We start from the raw sequence: 17,115 nt of genomic DNA, 5'->3' as shown, positions 1-17,115 counted from the left end.
ATGAGCACAGAAATTAAAGTTCCTGTTCTTCCTGAGTCGGTTGCAGATGCTTCCGTTGCTACATGGCATGTAAGTGTTGGCGACAAAGTAAGCCGTGACCAAAACTTAGTAGATATTGAAACAGACAAAGTGGTTTTAGAAGTGGTTGCACAAAATGACGGTGTGATCACTGAAATTTCACAAGAAGAAGGTGCTACGGTACTTGGTGACCAAGTGATCGGTTTAATTGGTGATGCGCAAGAAGCATCACCAAGTAAAGAGCCAAAAGAAGATAGCTCAGCATCAGAAAAATCAGAAGACGCGCCGGCGGCGCAATCAGCACCAGCATCAGAAGGTAAAGAAGTGGATATTAAAGTACCTGTACTTCCAGAATCAGTTGCAGATGCAACAATTGCTACTTGGCATGTTCAATCAGGTGACGCGGTAACACGCGACCAAAACTTGGTTGATATTGAAACAGATAAAGTTGTACTTGAAGTGGTTGCCCAAGAAGACGGCGTTATGGGTGAAATCATTCATGACGAAGGCGATACTGTTCTTGGTGAGCAAGTAATTGGTAAAGTAAAAGCAGGCGCTGCACCCGCTAAATCTGACGCTAAAGCGGACGCACCAGCAGCCAAAGAAGAAAGTTCAAGCGAGAGTTCAGATGTGTTAACGCCATCTGTTCGTCGTTTAATTGCTGAGAAAGGCCTTGATGCATCAAAAATCAAAGGTTCAGGTAAAAATGGTCGTGTGACTAAAGAAGATGTTGATCAATTCTTGAAATCACCTGCTCCAGCAGCAAAAGCTGAAGCAGCGCCAGCAGCACCTATGGGTGACCGCACGCAAAAACGTGTGCCTATGACACGTTTACGTAAAACAATTGCGAATCGTCTTCTTGAAGCGAAAAACTCTACTGCAATGTTAACTACATTTAACGAAGTTAACATGAAGCCAATCATGGATCTTCGTAAGCAGTACCAAGAAGTATTTGAAAAGCGCCACGGTATCCGTTTAGGTTTCATGTCTTTCTACGTGAAAGCAGTGACTGAAGCGTTAAAGCGTTTCCCAGATGTAAATGCATCAATTGATGGCGATGATATTGTTTACCACAACTATTTCGACATCAGCATTGCTGTTTCTACACCTCGTGGCTTAGTAACACCTGTTCTTAAAGACTGTGACAAGCTATCTGTTGCAGAAATCGAAAAGGGGATTCGTGAGCTAGCGCTTAAAGGTCGTGATGGTAAGTTAACGCTTGACGATATGACCGGCGGTAACTTCACTATCACCAACGGTGGTGTATTCGGTTCGTTACTATCTACTCCAATTATTAACTTACCGCAGTCTTCAATTTTGGGTATGCACAAAATCCAAGATCGTCCAATGGCTGTAAACGGTAAAGTTGAAATCTTACCTATGATGTATTTAGCGTTATCTTACGATCACCGCCAAATCGATGGTAAAGAATCAGTTGGTTTCTTAGTAACAATTAAAGAGTTACTTGAAGATCCAACACGTTTACTGCTGGATGTTTAATTAAGTAGTATGAAATATAAGCTGTGAGTTAAAATCACAGCTTTTTTTTTGTGCCTATGGTCATACTGGGGTTTTCATGTAGCGCCATGAGATCTATACTAGGCACGCAATTTGGGATAGTTGTTTATTTGCATAAATATTCAACTCTTTTAATATAAAAAATTGGATAAAGCATCATGAATTTGCATGAGTATCAGGCAAAACAACTTTTTGCCGAATATGGTTTACCAGTTTCTCAAGGTTTCGCTTGCGATACACCTGAAGAAGCTGCAGCAGCTGCTGAAAAGATTGGCGGCGATATGTGGGTTGTTAAAACTCAGGTTCACGCAGGTGGACGTGGTAAAGCTGGCGGTGTAAAGCTAGTTAAAACTATCGACGAAGTTAAAGCGTTTGCAGCTAACTGGTTAGGTAAAAACCTAGTTACTTACCAAACAGACGAGAAAGGCCAGCCAGTTGCTAAAATTTTAGTAGAAAGCTGTACTGACATCGCTAACGAACTGTACCTAGGTGCTGTTGTTGACCGTGCTTCTCGTAAAGTTGTGTTCATGGCGTCTACTGAAGGCGGCGTTGAAATTGAAACTGTTGCTGAAGAAACACCAGAACTTATCCACAAAGCTGAGATCGATCCATTAGTAGGTCCTCAAGCTTACCAAGCACGTGAGCTTGGTTTTAAATTGGGTCTTAACCCAACGCAAATGAAACAGTTTGTTAAGATCTTCATGGGTCTTGGTAATATGTTCAACGATTTCGATTTCGCATTACTTGAAATCAACCCGCTAGTAATCACAGATGAAGGTAACCTTCACTGTCTAGATGGTAAAATCGGTATCGATGGTAATGCACTTTACCGTCAACCTAAAATCCGTGAAATGCACGATCCATCTCAAGAAGATGCGCGTGAAGCTCACGCAGCAAGCTTCGAGCTTAACTATGTAGCCCTTGATGGTAACGTAGGTTGTATGGTTAACGGTGCAGGCCTAGCAATGGGTACTATGGACATCGTAAACCTACACGGTGGCAAGCCAGCTAACTTCCTAGATGTTGGTGGCGGCGCAACGAAAGAACGTGTATCTGAAGCATTCAAAATTATCCTTTCAGATGACAACGTTAAAGCTGTTTTAGTTAACATCTTCGGCGGTATCGTTCGTTGTGACATGATTGCAGAAGGCATCATTGGCGCAGTTAAAGAAGTAGGTGTAACAGTACCAGTAGTTGTACGTTTAGAAGGTACTAATGCTGAACTAGGTCGTGAAGTACTTGCTAAGTCTGATCTAAACATCATCGCTGCTGAATCATTAACAGACGCGGCTGAAAAAGTTGTTGCTGCTGCGGAGGGCAAATAATGTCTGTATTAATCAATAAAGATACAAAAGTTATCTGTCAAGGTTTCACTGGTGGTCAAGGTACTTTCCACTCAGAGCAAGCGCTTGAGTACGGTACACAAATGGTTGGTGGTGTAAGCCCAGGTAAAGGCGGTCAAACGCACCTTGGTCTTCCAGTATTTAACACAGTACGTGACGCTGTAGAAGCAACTGGCGCAACTGCATCAGTTATCTACGTACCAGCACCTTTTTGTAAAGATGCAATCTTAGAAGCAATCGATGCGGGCATCGAGCTAATTGTTTGTATTACTGAAGGTATTCCTACACTTGATATGGTTGACGTTAAAGTTAAACTAGATCAAACAGGTACACGTATGATCGGTCCTAACTGTCCAGGTGTTATCACTCCTGGTGAGACTAAGATTGGTATCATGCCTGGTCACATCCACAAGCCTGGTAAAGTAGGTATTGTTTCACGCTCTGGTACTTTAACGTACGAAGCAGTTAAACAAACTACAGATGCTGGTTTTGGTCAGTCTACGTGTGTTGGTATTGGTGGCGACCCAATCCCAGGTACTAACTTTATCGACGTTTTAGAAATGTTCGAAAAAGACGACCAAACTGAAGCAATCGTAATGATTGGTGAAATTGGTGGTACTGCAGAAGAAGAAGCTGCAGAGTACATCAAAGCTAACGTAACTAAACCTGTTGTTTCTTACATTGCTGGTGTTACTGCACCAGAAGGTAAGCGTATGGGTCACGCTGGCGCAATCATCGCAGGCGGTAAAGGTACTGCTGATGAGAAATTTGCTGCATTAGAAGCTGCGGGCGTAAAAACTGTACGTTCACTGGCTGATATCGGTAAAGCACTTAAAGAAAAAACAGGCTGGTAATCAGCGGTTATTCTTTAAAAAAGGCTCGCAATTGCGAGCCTTTTTTTATGTATGGCTAGAGCGTATTGCCCTTAATCTTAAAACGGGTAACTAATATGTTGAAAAAATCGCAGAGATAAATCTTGGCGCTGCTTATTAATTGCTAATTCATCACAGAATGCATGAACGGTTTTCTCTACTTGATTCATAAAGCGACCATAGCCAATCTCATGTTTATTATGCGCGGCGGCAACAATCACAAAATGCAGCGTCTCTACGAGTTTATTTTCATCAAAAAATACTTTCATTTGTGGCGCTGAATCTTCTATATCAAAACTAATTTTTTGTAACTCACCATTTCCCTCATTTCTATCTACTTCACTATTACGAATTATTGGCATTGCCCCATTGGCAACCATCGCTGCATGGGTGAGTCTATTATCTTCACAAAGTTGACTAAATAACTGCAAAAAGTGGTTATAAAACGGTTTATAAGTATGGCTATTAATTTGTGTTTGAAATTGCGTTTTAATATTACGTGACACGGGAATAGAGAAGGTGACGTAAGTCATTTCAGCATGGCTACTAGGTATTGCGCATTGTCTGGATTGATAACGAGGATATAAACTTCTTAGTTTATATCCATAGCTTTCTTTATTACCTTTTTCTTTAGCGAATAAATCATAGGTTAAATGTTGATGATCGCGCAGCTTAAAGCTTGGCTGGTCTAAGAATAACTGATCTTGTAAATGACTCAATACTTTTTGTACATTGGTATGAAATTGCGCAGAGTAGGCACGTATATCTTCACCAGTAGCTAAAAACAATAGGCGTATTTTTTTACTTTGCTGATTTTCTGTGTGATGAAGTTTATGCGCTTCATGGTAACGAGGGTTATAAAAAAACAACATTTGCTTATCGGTTTCAAGTTGGTAAGACTCATCATGAAATCTCACCACGGGGAGTTTATCATTTGCGAGTAAATGGACATTATGCAGTTCATATTCATCACATGATGCAAATAACTGACGCGCAATTCGTTCATAGCAAGCATTAATATTACTGAAGTTTTTATAAAAATCTTCATTAGGTGTAATTTCGGCTAATAAGTAATGATTTGCACGTGCATTACTTGGAATATATATGCGGTGTTGATTTAATGAGGCCATCTTCGTTCCTTTAAGTTGGGGTTATTCGTTTACTATAAATCGCTTTAATGACTTTAATATTGCGCTAAAACAAATTTTGCTCATAAACTACCCCTTATCTAACAAACTTTGGTAATAACTGCATAAACCCGCATCTATTACTGTATGTTAAGGTTGGTTTTTGTAATAATGCAGTAGTTTTGTTATCACGCAATATACAGAGGTTTATAATCCTATGGCGGAAATCGAGAATCGCCCAAATAACTTTATTAGAACCCGAATTGATGAAGATTTAGCAAGTGGAAAACATGCCACAACGCATACCCGTTTTCCACCTGAACCTAATGGCTTTTTACATATTGGCCATGCAAAATCAATTTGCTTAAATTTTGGTATCGCCAAAGACTATAACGGTTTATGTAACCTTCGTTTTGACGATACAAACCCAGAAAAAGAAGATATTAACTACGTTAATTCAATTAAAGAAGACGTACAGTGGTTAGGGTTTAATTGGGATGGTGAGATTAAGTATTCGTCAAACTATTTTGATCTGCTTTATGGTTATGCGGTAGAGCTTATTAATAAAGGCTTAGCGTATGTTTGTTTCTTAACTGCAGATCAAGCTCGCGAATACCGTGGTACATTAAAAGAGCCTGGTAAAAACAGCCCATACCGCGAAACATCACCTGAAGAAAACCTCGCATTATTTGAAAAAATGCGTAACGGTGAATTTAAAGAAGGTGAATGTGTCCTTCGCGCTAAAATAGATATGGCCAGCTCATTTATGGTGCTGCGCGATCCAATTATATACCGTATACGTTTTGCTAATCATCATCAAACAGCGGATAAGTGGTGCATTTACCCAATGTACGACTTCACGCATTGTATTTCTGATGCACTTGAAGGCATTACTCATTCATTATGTACGCTAGAGTTTCAAGATAACCGTCGTTTATATGACTGGGTATTGGATAACATCAGCCTTGAATGTCACCCGCAACAAATTGAGTTTTCACGTTTAAACCTTGAATACACAATTATGTCAAAGCGTAAGCTTAATGACTTAGTGGTTAATAAGCACGTAGAAGGGTGGGATGATCCGCGAATGCCAACCATTGCGGGTCTGCGTCGTCGTGGTTATACACCGGCATCTGTTCGTGAATTCTGTCAGCGTATCGGTATTACTAAGCAGGAAAATATGGTTGAAATGGGCATGCTTGAAGCGTGTATCCGTGATGACTTAAACGAAAATGCTCCGCGTGCAATGGCTGTACTTGATCCAGTGAAAATTGTGATTGAGAATTATGAAGCCGATAAAGTAGAAACGCTTTCTGTGGCTAATCACCCAAATAAAGAAGAAATGGGTCGCCGTGAAGTGCCTTTCACGCGTGAAATTTTTATCGAACGCGAAGATTTCCGTGAAGAAGCGAACAATAAGTTTAAACGTTTAGTGCTTGATAAAGAAGTACGCTTACGTGGTGCTTATGTGATTAAGGCAGAGCGTGTTGAAAAAGACGACAATGGTGAAATTACCACTATTTACTGTACTTACGATCCTGAAACATTGGGTAAAAATCCAAGCGATGGTCGTAAAGTAAAAGGGGTTATTCATTGGGTATCTGCGCCTGAGTCAGTGACAGCTGAAGTACGTTTATATGACCGTTTATTCAGTGTGCCTAACCCTGCAGCCGCAGAGGACTTTGAAAGCACGTTAAACCCAGACTCATTAGTGGTTATTTCTAATGCTAAACTTGAACCTTCATTGGCTAATTCTGTACCTGCACAAGGTTTTCAGTTTGAGCGTACCGGTTATTTCTCACGTGATACTAAATCAGAAAACGTGGTATTTAACCAAACGGTTGGCTTACGTGATTCGTGGGCTAAAATAGAGCACAAATAATACTGCTCTATTTTTTAGTTATAAAAAAACCTGCTTAATCGCAGGTTTTTTTTATTAAACTAAATAGGCTTTTAACTATTGCTTTGCGCAAACGCTTTACACGCGTCTTTATCTTCACATTCGCCATATAGGTAAAGAGAGTGATTGGTCAGCTTAATACCGTTTTCTTCAGCTATTTCGAGTTGACGACGTTCAATTAAATCATCTTCAAACTCAACAACCTTGCCACATTTTAAACACACTAAGTGGTCATGGTGAGTGCTGCCAGAAAGTTCAAATACTGACTTACCGCCTTCAAAGTGGTGACGGCTTACAATTCCTGCATCATCAAATTGATTTAAAACACGGTAAACAGTCGCAAGACCAATTTCTTCGCCTAGATCTAATAAAACCTTGTAAACATCTTCAGCGCTTATGTGTTGGTTATCTGGAGATTGAAGAATCTCTAAAATTTTAATACGCGGTAAAGTTACCTTTAGCCCGGCTTTTTTAAGTTCCAAGTTATGATCAGTCATTAAATCTGTCTCAATTTTATTTAGTTATACTAGACATCTTGCAAGATGTACTCGTCACAATAACAGTTAGGATAACGTGCCTTAGCAGGAAGTGCAAAGAACAATTGATCTATATCAATATTAACGCGGAAAATGCTAACTGTTTGATAATATTTTAAACAGTTAGCATTTAAAAGGGGGGGATTAATCTGCTAACTCACTTAAGCACATTTCATCATATACCTGAGCACACCACTGCTTAACACGCTGCTCAGTCAATTCTGGCTGACGGTCTTCATCAATACCTAAACCAACAAAATGCTTGTCATCAGCCATGCCTTTTGATGCTTCAAAATCATAACTGTCTGTAGGCCAATGGCCTACAACAATAGCGCCACGTTCTGTTACGATATCGTTAATCATGCCCATAGCATCTAAGAAGTATTCTGCATAGTCTTCTTGGTCGCCACAGCCAAAAATAGCCACTAGTTTACCTTCAAAGCTTACTTCTTCAAGCTCAGGAAAGAAATCATCCCAATCACATTGCGCTTCACCATAATACCAAGTTGGAATACCGAATAAGATCAGATCAAACTCAGCAATCTCTTCTTTAGAGCTTTTTGCAATGTCATGCACAGCAACGAGCTTTTTACCCAATTCTTTTTGGATCATTTTTGCTACGTGTTCTGTGTTACCTGTGTCACTTCCGAAAAAAATGCCTACACTTGCCATGGATTTAAACCTTTTATCTATCAATAGCCAATCTTTCTTGTAAAATTGTTTCGATCAACGCACTGCGGCTAATATTTTGTGCATCTGCCATATCACTCAGTGCCTGATACAGCTGTGACGAAACTTTAAATTCAACACGCTTTAAACCACGTGCCTTATCTCTTTTTATTTGATTACGTTTATTAACCTTTAACTGCATATCCCGAGGAAGGGGATTAGTTTTAGGTCTTCCTGGACGTTTCTCGTATTCAAATAAATCAAGCGTTGTTCTATCTGTTTCTGACTTGGCCATGCTTAACCTACACCCGCACCTTGCCAAAATACCTGAATAAGTCCTTTGGCAATAAAGCCAGAGCAACCTAAAAAGAGTACCAGCCACACAATATAACGACCAAATTTAGGCACATTGCCGCTTTTCAGTACGTCTTTAATTGCCAAGCCGATAAAAATAAAAATACCTGCTAAGCCAAAATACAACCCTAAGGTATCAAATTCGTTAATAAACTGACTGACCATCGACGTATAACCTTTAAATTAAACGGCGCGTACTATAGCACATAAATCTTTAATTATTTAGTGTGATAAATCAAAAACACGCCATAAAAATAACATTAAACTGCAGTTAAAAAATCATTGATTGCTTTGTTTACAGCCTGTGGTTTTTGGGCATGTAACCAATGACCCGCACCATGAATGATTTTTGCACTGACGTTTTTAAACAGCGCATTAATCGCTTCGCGATGCTCGGTTAAAATGTAGTCAGAGTCATTACCTTTAATAAACAGAGTTTCGCACAAACAAGAATTATTTGCATTAATGTTTGCGGTAATAGTTGAATATTTATCATCGAGCACAGGTAAATTAAAGCGCCAAACAAAGTGCCCATCATCATTTTTATATAAACTTTTTAATAAAAACTGACGTACACCTAACTCCTCTATATACGGTTGCATTATTAAATCAGCTTGCTTTCTATCACTAATATCTGCATTTTTTACTGCATTTAAAGCCTCAAGTATTTGAGTATGGCGCGCAGGGTAGCTCACAGGCGCAATGTCAAGAACCACTAGTTTATCGACTAAATCAGTATGGCTCAGTGCTATTTGCATCGCCACTTTGCCGCCCATAGAGTGCCCAACCAGATGCGCTTTTTGTATGTTTAATGCCGTCATTAATTCAACAACATCATTAGCCATTTCAGTATAATCCATTTCATCGCTGTGGGGCGAAAGGCCATGATTACGTAAATCAACATTGGTTACGCAAAAATGCTCGCTTAATGGCTTTGCAATCACATTAAGGTTTTCTAAAGAGCCAAACAGTCCATGGATCAAAATAACATTTGGACCTTGACCAATTTGTTTGTAATTTAATTGCATAGACGCCTCCTTCAATTTTGCGCATAGTTTGCCGAGCATTACCCTAAAAAGCAAAAAATACAGATATTATTTAAACGTTATGTACAAATATACCTAGCTCCCTGATTATTTGGTCGTTATTAATTATTTATATGTTAAGGCAGTGAGGGTTTAAAAGTGATTTATACTCGTCATAGGTTTTAAAACTGGAGCAACTATTATTTGTAATAATGTCTTGCCTAAATCGCTTTTAATTCCAACGACGCTCGCATCTTGAGGTGATTTGGGTATAATCATATCGAAAGAAAAATGTGACCCGTAATGACAGGAAGAACATGAAACAAATCGACATAGACGACGAGTTATATCAGTACATTGCAAGCAACACACAGAGTATTGGTGAGAGTGCATCCACTATTTTACGTCGTTTATTAAATCTTAACGGCGAAAAAATTAACACCAAACAAGACACTGATCATAAAAATGAAACCGTTAGTGTGTCTAATTCACCATTAGAACAACCAATAGCAGACGTTGAACAGCCAACCCAAGTGGCAAAACCGCCGGTAAATAAAAAAAATGCAAACGTATTTAATATTTTAAATAAAGAAGAATTGGCGATGCAAAAAGGCGTTGTAGGTCGTTTCTTATTTATTTTAAGTGCATTTTATCGAACCCATAAAACAGATTTCTCTGCGGTGCTAGATATTAAAGGTCGAGATCGTGTTTACTTCGCGACCAGTAAAGAAGACTTAGTGAATAGCGGTAGTAGTATGAACCCAAAAAATATCACTGACAGTGAATATTGGGTGATGACCAATTCTAATACCACGCGTAAAAAAATGATGCTGCATGAAGTTGCACTTAGTTTAGGCTATAGCAACGAGCAAGCTGAAAAAATTCGTGATTATCTTTAAGGAAAGACCATGGCAATTCATTCCGGCGCAGGTAAAACTGCACCACAATCGGCTTTAGTGAATGTACCAAAGTTAGTGTCTGCGTATTATTTAAATGAGCCTGACTTAGAGCAAAACCCCGAGCATTGTGTTGCATTTGGCACCTCAGGGCATCGAGGCTGTGCCTACGATGTAAAATTTAACGAATCACACATATTATCAATCACCCAAGCTATTTGTGATTACAGAAAACAGAACGATATATTTGGTCCGTTATTTTTAGGTAAAGATACCCACGCACTGAGCGAGGCGGCCTTTAACTCAGCAATTGAAGTGTTGGTTGCTAATGAAGTGCAAGTGATCACCCAAGAAAATGGTGACTTTACTCCAACGCCAGTTATTAGCCATGCTATTGTTAGTTATAATAAAAATCATCCTAATGAGCTTGCCGATGGCATTGTAGTGACTCCATCTCATAATCCACCAGAAGATGGCGGTTTTAAATATAACCCGCCCAATGGCGGTCCTGCAGACACAGACGTTACAAAATGGATTGAAGACAGAGCCAATCAATTATTATTAGAAGACTTAGTTGAAGTAGAACTGTTTCCTTTTGCTAAAGCTTCACGTTCTGGTTTTATTCGCTACGAAGATTTAATGACGCCTTATATTGATGATTTAAAAAACATTATTAATTTAAAAGCGATTAGCGATGCAGGCATCAAGATTGGTATTGATCCATTAGGTGGCTCAGGCATTAACTTTTGGCCAGTGATTGCGCAAAAATATAATTTAGATTTAACGGTCGTTAATGACAGTGTTGATCCGCGTTTTGCATTTATGCCGCTTGATAAAGATGGCAAAATTCGTATGGATTGCTCATCACCTTACTCAATGGCTAATTTAATTGCCCTTAAAGATGATTTTGATTTATCGATTGGTAATGACCCTGATTATGACCGTCACGGCATAGTAACACCAGATGGGTTAATGAATCCTAATCACTTTTTAGCCGTAGCGATTGACTATTTACTAACGCATCGTGATTGGGATGCCAGTGTTGAAATCGGTAAAACTCTTGTTTCTAGCTCAATGATTGACAAAGTAACTGAGCGCAACAAGCGTAAAGTAAAAGAAGTACCCGTTGGCTTTAAATGGTTTGTTGAGGGTTTAAACAAAGGCAAATTGGCCTTTGGTGGTGAAGAAAGCGCTGGAGCGGCTTTCTTACGTTTTGATGGCACGGTTTGGTGTACAGATAAAGATGGCTTTATCATGGGCTTACTCGCCGCTGAAATTCTTGCTGTTACAGGTAAAACACCGTCTGCGCTGTATAAAGAACTAGAGCAAGAGTTTGGTGCGCCACTTTATAAACGCCTAGATGCGCCAGCAACGCCTGAGCAAAAGTCGCGATTAAAAGCACTCAGTGCTGATGACGTAAAAGCAGATACCTTAGCGGGTGAGCCTATTTTACAAAAGCTAACTCATGCGCCAGGTAATAATGCAGCTATTGGTGGGCTAAAAGTGGTAACTGAAAGTGGCTGGTTTGCGGCGCGTCCGTCAGGTACAGAAGATATTTATAAAATTTACTTAGAATCATTTAAAGGCGAAGAGCACTTGGCCTTATTAGAAAAAGAAGCTAAAAAACTGGTTGATTCAGTGATTAGCTAATATGCAATTACAACTAAAAACGGCTGATTTTATCAGCCGTTTTTGTATCTATAATTTACAAAAAAAAGGGCTTTTATCGTTATGTCAGCCACTGCAGAATATATTAATCAATTAAAACAAGATGGTGATTTTTTAACGCTTTCGCGAAACCATGAATGGCATTTAGAGGCAGGTCAATTTACGCTTAATAACAATACTCAGGTTACCATACACGATACCGGAGTGATTGAGTTTGAACCAGATTGTATAACCTCAAAAAATGTGGTGCTATCCAGTGCCATTCATGGCAATGAGACAGCCCCCATTGAAATTTGCGATGAACTCATTAAACACATTATTAGTGGGCAACTTGAATTACAACAACGGGTTTTATTTATTTTTGGTAATCCTCAGTCAATTAATATTGGTAAACGATTTGTAGAAGAGAACTTAAACCGCTTGTTTAACGGCCACCACACTGTTGATGGTATAGCGATGAACGACGAACGCGTTCGCGCTGATAAACTTGAGCAATATGTTAGCGATTTTTACGCCCGTTCAGAGCAGGGTACGTATCGCTGTCATTATGATTTACATACCGCTATTCGCGGTTCTAAAAACGAAAAATTTGCTGTTTACCCATTCTTACATGGCAAGCCTTGGAAAAAGTCGCAACTGCAGTTCTTATTAAGCTGTGGTGTGAATACAGTATTGATGATGAAGTCGCCAGCCACCACGTTTAGCTACTATTCGTCGTTTGTGCATGGTGCCGACTCATTTACTGTAGAGCTTGGGCAAGTGAAACCCTTTGGTGAAAACGACATGTCACGCTTTGCAAAAACAAAACAAACTCTAACTGCATTAATTAGCCAAAAAGAAGTAAAATACCCAGAATTTAATGCAAGCGACTTTGAGTTGTTTTCTGTTCATCGAACTATTAACCGCACAGAGCAAAACTTTAGTTTTCCGTTTTCTGACGATGCCGAGAATTTTACAGGGTTTGCAAAGGGTGAGCTTTTAGCCACCGATGGCGATAATGCCATATATGCCGACGTAGAAGGGGAAGCAATTATTTTTCCTAACGCACAGGTAGCCATTGGGCAACGTGCATTACTTACAGTAGTCCCTATGCAAGTGGATAGCCGCTTTAGCTAAATCAACACATCAGACCACTTGTTATTAAAGTTTAACCAACTGATTAATAAGTGGTTAATTATATGTATAGTTAACTTGCCAGTTTTTTGCTCATTATTTACTTTTGTTTGGTCACAGTTTTGTTGAATAACACTTTACGTTAACGTAAAGTGTTGGCAGCTTTAATTAAATACAGTGCAGATGTTGCAAAGTTTATTCAGCAACTATCACCCATAATAATAATCCAAAGGGGCGCTGTGATACCGACAACAAAAGAAGGTAGGTTATGAGTAATCCCAATAACGTATCGCTGAATATTAATCATGAGCTTGAGTTTATTGACGGCCACGCACTTAATATTCCAACCCTGAGTATTTTAACTGAGGACGGCGACATTCATCCTAGTGCTCCTGCACCTGATATTTCTAAACACACCGCTATTAAATTATACGAAACCATGCGTTTTATTCGTTTATTGGATGAACGTATGCAGGGTGCTCAACGCCAAGGGCGTGTTAGCTTTTACATGCAGTGTTTAGGGGAAGAAGCGGCGGTAACAGCCTCTGCTGCAGCCCTTGAACAAGATGACATGATCATGGCGCAATACCGTGAACAAGCAGCCTTACACTATCGTGGTTTTACCCTTGATCAATTTATGAACCAAATGTTTTCGAATGAATTAGATTTAGGTAAAGGCCGTCAAATGCCGATCCATTATGGTTCTAAAGCACTTAACTACATGACCATTTCATCACCTTTGGGAACACAAATTCCACAGGCTACGGGTTACGCATATGGTCAAAAAGTAAAACACATTGATGCTAAAACAGGTGAACTAGCAAGTACTATTGATAACGTTACTATTTGTTATTTTGGTGAAGGGGCTGCCTCAGAAGGTGACTTTCATGCAGGCTTAAATATGGCTGCAGTACATAAAGCACCGGTTATCTTTTTTGCACGTAACAATGGTTATGCTATTTCAACCCCAGCCGATGAGCAATTTAAAGGCGATGGGATTGCATCGCGTGGTGTGGGTTATGGTATTAAAACCATTCGTGTTGATGGCAGTGATGCGCTCGCCGTTTACGCGGCTACTAAAAAAGCCCGCGAAATTGCTGCAACACAAGGTGAACCGGTATTAATTGAATCGATAGCGTATCGTTTAGGTGCGCATTCAACATCAGATGATCCAAGCGGTTACCGTTCAAAAGATGAAGAAGCAAACTATAAAACATGCCCAATTGAGCGCTTTAGAAAATGGTTAGTAAAACAAAATTGGTTAGATGACGCAGAAGATATCAAAGCGAAAGAAACAATTCGTGATGATATTTTAGCGGCACTAAAACGCGCTGAAGTAATTGATAAGCCGGCGTTAGAAGAGCTAATTTCAGATGTTTACGATACGCCAATTCCATCTTTACAACGTCAATATGATGAACTTAAAACGCATATAAAAGCACATCCAGACGCCTACCCAACAACAGCAGGGAGAATTAAGTAATGGCTAAAATGAACATGCTACATGCAATTAATTCTGCTTTAGATATCACCATGAATGAACATCCTCAAGCGTGTATTTTTGGTGAAGACGTGGGTTATTTTGGCGGTGTTTTTAGAGCAACATCAGGGTTACAAGAAAAGTACGGTAAGCATCGCGTATTCAATACCCCGCTCACAGAGCAAGGTATTTTAGGCTTTGCAAATGGTTTGGCAGCCTTTGGTGCACCTGCATTGGCAGAGATTCAATTTGCTGATTACATCTTTCCTGCGTTTGATCAAATTGTGAATGAATCGGCTAAGTTTCGTTATCGTAGTGGTAATGAGTTTAATGTGGGTAATCTAACGATTCGTACACCTTACGGTGGCGGTATTGCTGGTGGTTTGTATCACTCGCAATCGCCAGAAGCGTACTTTGCTCACACGCCAGGGTTAAAAATTGTCGTGCCGCGTAACCCGTACCAAGCTAAAGGCTTACTGCGTGCGTGTATTAAAGACGACAACCCAGTGCTATTTTTTGAGCCCAAACGTTTATACCGTGCTTCAACTGGTGAAGTGCCTGAGGAAGATTACAGCATTGAACTTGGTAAAGCTGAAGTGGTTCAAGAGGGTACTGACGTTACTTTATTAGCGTGGGGTGCACAAATGGAAATTATAGAAGCAGCGGCAAAGCAAGCCAGTGAACAGGGCATTAGCTGTGAAGTGATTGACCTTCGCAGTATTTTACCATGGGATGTTGAAACGATTGCTAAATCAGTGACTAAAACAGGCCGTCTTATTGTTAGTCATGAAGCACCTATTACTAACGGTTTTGGCGCAGAAATAGCCGCAACCATCGCTCAAGAGTGTTTTCTGCATTTAGAGTCGCCTATTTTACGTGTTTGTGGCCTAGATACGCCATACCCGCTGGCGCTCGAAAAAGAATATGTTCCAGATGCATTAAAAGTAATGGCCGCAATTAAACAATCAGTGAACTTTTAGGGGTTTCCATGGCTAAAGATTTTATATTACCTGACATTGGTGAAGGCATAGTTGAATGCGAAGTAGTCGAATGGCTGGTACAAGAGGGCGACACTGTAAAAGAAGATCAGCCTATTTGTGATGTGATGACAGATAAAGCCTTAGTGCAAATTCCAGCGGTACACGATGGGGTGATCACTAAGCTGCATTGTAAAAAAGGCGATATTGCTAAAGTACATGCGCCGTTATTTGCAATGGATGTTGCCGGTGAAGCGCCTAGTGAAGAGACTCAAACAGCTTCTTCACCAACAAGTACTCGTGAACACTTAGAAGACTTTATTTTACCCGACATTGGTGAAGGTATTGTTGAGTGTGAAATTGTTGAATGGTTAGTTGCAGAGGGCGATGAAATAGAAGAAGATCAAGCCGTTTGTGATGTAATGACCGATAAAGCATTAGTACAAATACCAGCTAAATACACCGGTACAGTGCAAAAGCTGTATTATCAAAAAGGTGAAATTGCGAAGGTGCATAGCCCATTATTTCAAATGACGGTTGCAGGGCAAGTCGCAAAAGAAGACGTTGATGTTAACCAAGCAGTTGTAAAAGCACAAAGTAACGCAACGTCAGACGCACCTGCTAAGCAAACGCAAACTGCAATAGTTAACGAAAAAGCGGTTGCATCACCGGCGGTTAGGCGTAAAGCGCGTGAGCTTGACGTTGATTTAACCTGCGTACCAGGTAGTGGTAAAAATGGCCGTATTTATAAACAAGATATTGAAGCGTTTATAAAAAATGAAGTGCCATCTGGCATGGATACCTCTGAGCTTAACAAGCCACAAACTACCCAGAGTAAAAACACTCGTAGTACTGAACACGCAACTAGCGCGGGTGGAACGCGAACAGAAGTAATTAAAGGCATTAAAGCGGCCATGGCAAAACAAATGGTGGCTTCAGTTTCAACGATTCCGCACTTTACTTACAGTGACGAAATTGATCTAACTGATTTAATTGCACTTCGAACTGATCTTAAAGAGCAATATAAAGCACAGGGCGTTAAACTTACGATGATGCCGTTTTTTATTAAGGCATTATCTTTGGCAATGACTGAATTCCCGGTACTTAACTCAAAAGTAAATGATGATTGCAGTGAAATTACCTACTATGATGATCACAATATTGGGGTTGCAGTGGACTCTAAAGTGGGCTTATTAGTACCAAATATTAAAGCCTGCCAAACTAAGAGTATTGTAGAGGTGGCTAATAATTTAACGCAATTAACTGACTCAGCTCGAGAAGGCCGCGTAGCACCAGATGATTTAAAAGGCGGTACTATTAGTATTTCTAATATTGGTGCGATTGGTGGCACTATAGCTACACCAATTATTAATAAGCCAGAAGTGGCGATTGTTGCCTTAGGTAAATTACAGCACCTTCCGCGCTTTGACGAGCAAGGGCAAGTGGTATCGCGTGCAATTATGCAAGTAAGTTGGTCAGGGGATCACCGTGTAATTGATGGCGGCACTATCGCGCGCTTTAATAATTTATGGAAAGAATACTTAGAGCAGCCAGCTAAAATGATGATGGCTATGCGCTAAGTCTTTATATTCATTTATAAATTAAAAAACCAGCAACTA

16 protein-coding genes are annotated in these 17,115 nt (G+C 39.9%); 10 read left to right on the top strand and 6 right to left on the bottom strand.

All coding sequences use genetic code 11. The features are described from left to right. The 3 genes from odhB to sucD all read left to right on the top strand — a co-directional run bounded on the left by odhB (position 1) and on the right by sucD (position 3,733). A complete protein-coding gene (gene odhB / locus KK487_RS08215) occupies positions 1 to 1,518 on the top strand; it encodes a 2-oxoglutarate dehydrogenase complex dihydrolipoyllysine-residue succinyltransferase (protein ID WP_128583834.1) in 1,518 nt (505 codons plus the stop codon). Between the two features lie 176 nt (positions 1,519 to 1,694). Continuing rightward, a complete protein-coding gene (sucC, locus tag KK487_RS08210; protein ID WP_008464053.1) occupies positions 1,695 to 2,861 on the top strand; it encodes an ADP-forming succinate--CoA ligase subunit beta in 1,167 nt (388 codons plus the stop codon). Next, on the top strand, positions 2,861 to 3,733 hold the full coding sequence (sucD, locus tag KK487_RS08205; RefSeq protein WP_024603036.1) for a succinate--CoA ligase subunit alpha: 873 nt from the start codon (positions 2,861 to 2,863) through the stop codon (positions 3,731 to 3,733). The genes sucC and sucD overlap by 1 nt, the downstream gene beginning before the upstream one ends. A 77-nt stretch (positions 3,734 to 3,810) precedes the next feature. On the opposite strand, the gene KK487_RS08200 is transcribed toward sucD, so the two are convergent. Next, positions 3,811 to 4,881, bottom strand: a complete 1,071-nt coding sequence (locus KK487_RS08200; RefSeq protein ID WP_128583832.1) for a DUF3083 family protein — start codon at positions 4,879 to 4,881, stop codon at positions 3,811 to 3,813. A 214-nt stretch (positions 4,882 to 5,095) separates the two neighbouring features. On the opposite strand from KK487_RS08200, the gene glnS reads away from it, so the two are divergent. Next, positions 5,096 to 6,760 carry a glutamine--tRNA ligase gene (glnS, locus tag KK487_RS08195; protein WP_128583830.1) on the top strand — a complete coding sequence of 555 codons (1,665 nt, stop codon included), beginning with the start codon at positions 5,096 to 5,098 and terminating at the stop codon, positions 6,758 to 6,760. Between the two features lie 71 nt (positions 6,761 to 6,831). Here the strand turns inward: glnS and fur are convergent, their stop codons facing one another. From fur to KK487_RS08170, 5 genes are all read right to left on the bottom strand, one after another. Beyond that, entirely contained in the window at positions 6,832 to 7,275 is a 444-nt protein-coding gene (fur, locus tag KK487_RS08190; RefSeq protein ID WP_013465004.1) for a ferric iron uptake transcriptional regulator, read from the bottom strand. 183 nt (positions 7,276 to 7,458) lie between these two features. Next, the gene (gene fldA, locus KK487_RS08185; RefSeq protein ID WP_008113772.1) at positions 7,459 to 7,986 is read right to left on the bottom strand and encodes a flavodoxin FldA; all 528 of its coding nucleotides are present in this window, start codon (positions 7,984 to 7,986) and stop codon (positions 7,459 to 7,461) included. 13 nt (positions 7,987 to 7,999) lie between these two features. Further along, positions 8,000 to 8,278, bottom strand: a complete 279-nt coding sequence (ybfE, locus tag KK487_RS08180) for a LexA regulated protein (RefSeq protein ID WP_008113775.1) — start codon at positions 8,276 to 8,278, stop codon at positions 8,000 to 8,002. Positions 8,279 to 8,280: 2 nt separating this feature from the next. Continuing rightward, a complete protein-coding gene (locus tag KK487_RS08175) occupies positions 8,281 to 8,502 on the bottom strand; it encodes a DUF2788 domain-containing protein (RefSeq protein WP_008113777.1) in 222 nt (73 codons plus the stop codon). A gap of 95 nt (positions 8,503 to 8,597) precedes the next feature. Then, positions 8,598 to 9,365, bottom strand: coding sequence for an alpha/beta fold hydrolase (locus KK487_RS08170; RefSeq protein ID WP_008113779.1), 768 nt, complete (start codon positions 9,363 to 9,365; stop codon positions 8,598 to 8,600). A gap of 314 nt (positions 9,366 to 9,679) precedes the next feature. Here KK487_RS08170 and seqA point away from each other — a divergent pair, with 314 nt between their 5' ends. The 6 genes from seqA (at position 9,680) to KK487_RS08140 (ending at position 17,076) form a co-directional block, all read left to right on the top strand. Then, complete coding sequence (gene seqA / locus KK487_RS08165; protein ID WP_069439500.1) at positions 9,680 to 10,261, top strand: replication initiation negative regulator SeqA; 582 nt, start codon at positions 9,680 to 9,682, stop codon at positions 10,259 to 10,261. 9 nt (positions 10,262 to 10,270) lie between these two features. After that, positions 10,271 to 11,908, top strand: a complete 1,638-nt coding sequence (gene pgm / locus KK487_RS08160; RefSeq protein ID WP_013465002.1) for a phosphoglucomutase (alpha-D-glucose-1,6-bisphosphate-dependent) — start codon at positions 10,271 to 10,273, stop codon at positions 11,906 to 11,908. An 81-nt stretch (positions 11,909 to 11,989) separates the two neighbouring features. After that, positions 11,990 to 13,042 (top strand): succinylglutamate desuccinylase, encoded by a 1,053-nt coding sequence (gene astE, locus KK487_RS08155; RefSeq protein ID WP_013465001.1) that lies wholly within the window; start codon positions 11,990 to 11,992, stop codon positions 13,040 to 13,042. Positions 13,043 to 13,307: 265 nt separating this feature from the next. Continuing rightward, a complete protein-coding gene (locus KK487_RS08150; RefSeq protein WP_096038451.1) occupies positions 13,308 to 14,522 on the top strand; it encodes a thiamine pyrophosphate-dependent dehydrogenase E1 component subunit alpha in 1,215 nt (404 codons plus the stop codon). After that, the gene (locus tag KK487_RS08145) at positions 14,522 to 15,499 is read left to right on the top strand and encodes an alpha-ketoacid dehydrogenase subunit beta (protein WP_013464999.1); all 978 of its coding nucleotides are present in this window, start codon (positions 14,522 to 14,524) and stop codon (positions 15,497 to 15,499) included. The genes KK487_RS08150 and KK487_RS08145 overlap by 1 nt, the downstream gene beginning before the upstream one ends. A gap of 8 nt (positions 15,500 to 15,507) precedes the next feature. Then, positions 15,508 to 17,076 carry a dihydrolipoyllysine-residue acetyltransferase gene (locus KK487_RS08140; RefSeq protein ID WP_058154663.1) on the top strand — a complete coding sequence of 523 codons (1,569 nt, stop codon included), beginning with the start codon at positions 15,508 to 15,510 and terminating at the stop codon, positions 17,074 to 17,076. Positions 17,077 to 17,115: the final 39 nt, after the last annotated feature.

The sequence above is a fragment of the Pseudoalteromonas sp. SiA1 genome (genome assembly GCF_018732205.1).
Taxonomy (GTDB): domain Bacteria; phylum Pseudomonadota; class Gammaproteobacteria; order Enterobacterales; family Alteromonadaceae; genus Pseudoalteromonas; species Pseudoalteromonas tetraodonis.
The sequence above is the reverse complement of the archived record's forward strand: the minus strand, read 5'-3'. Positions and strand labels throughout refer to the sequence as shown.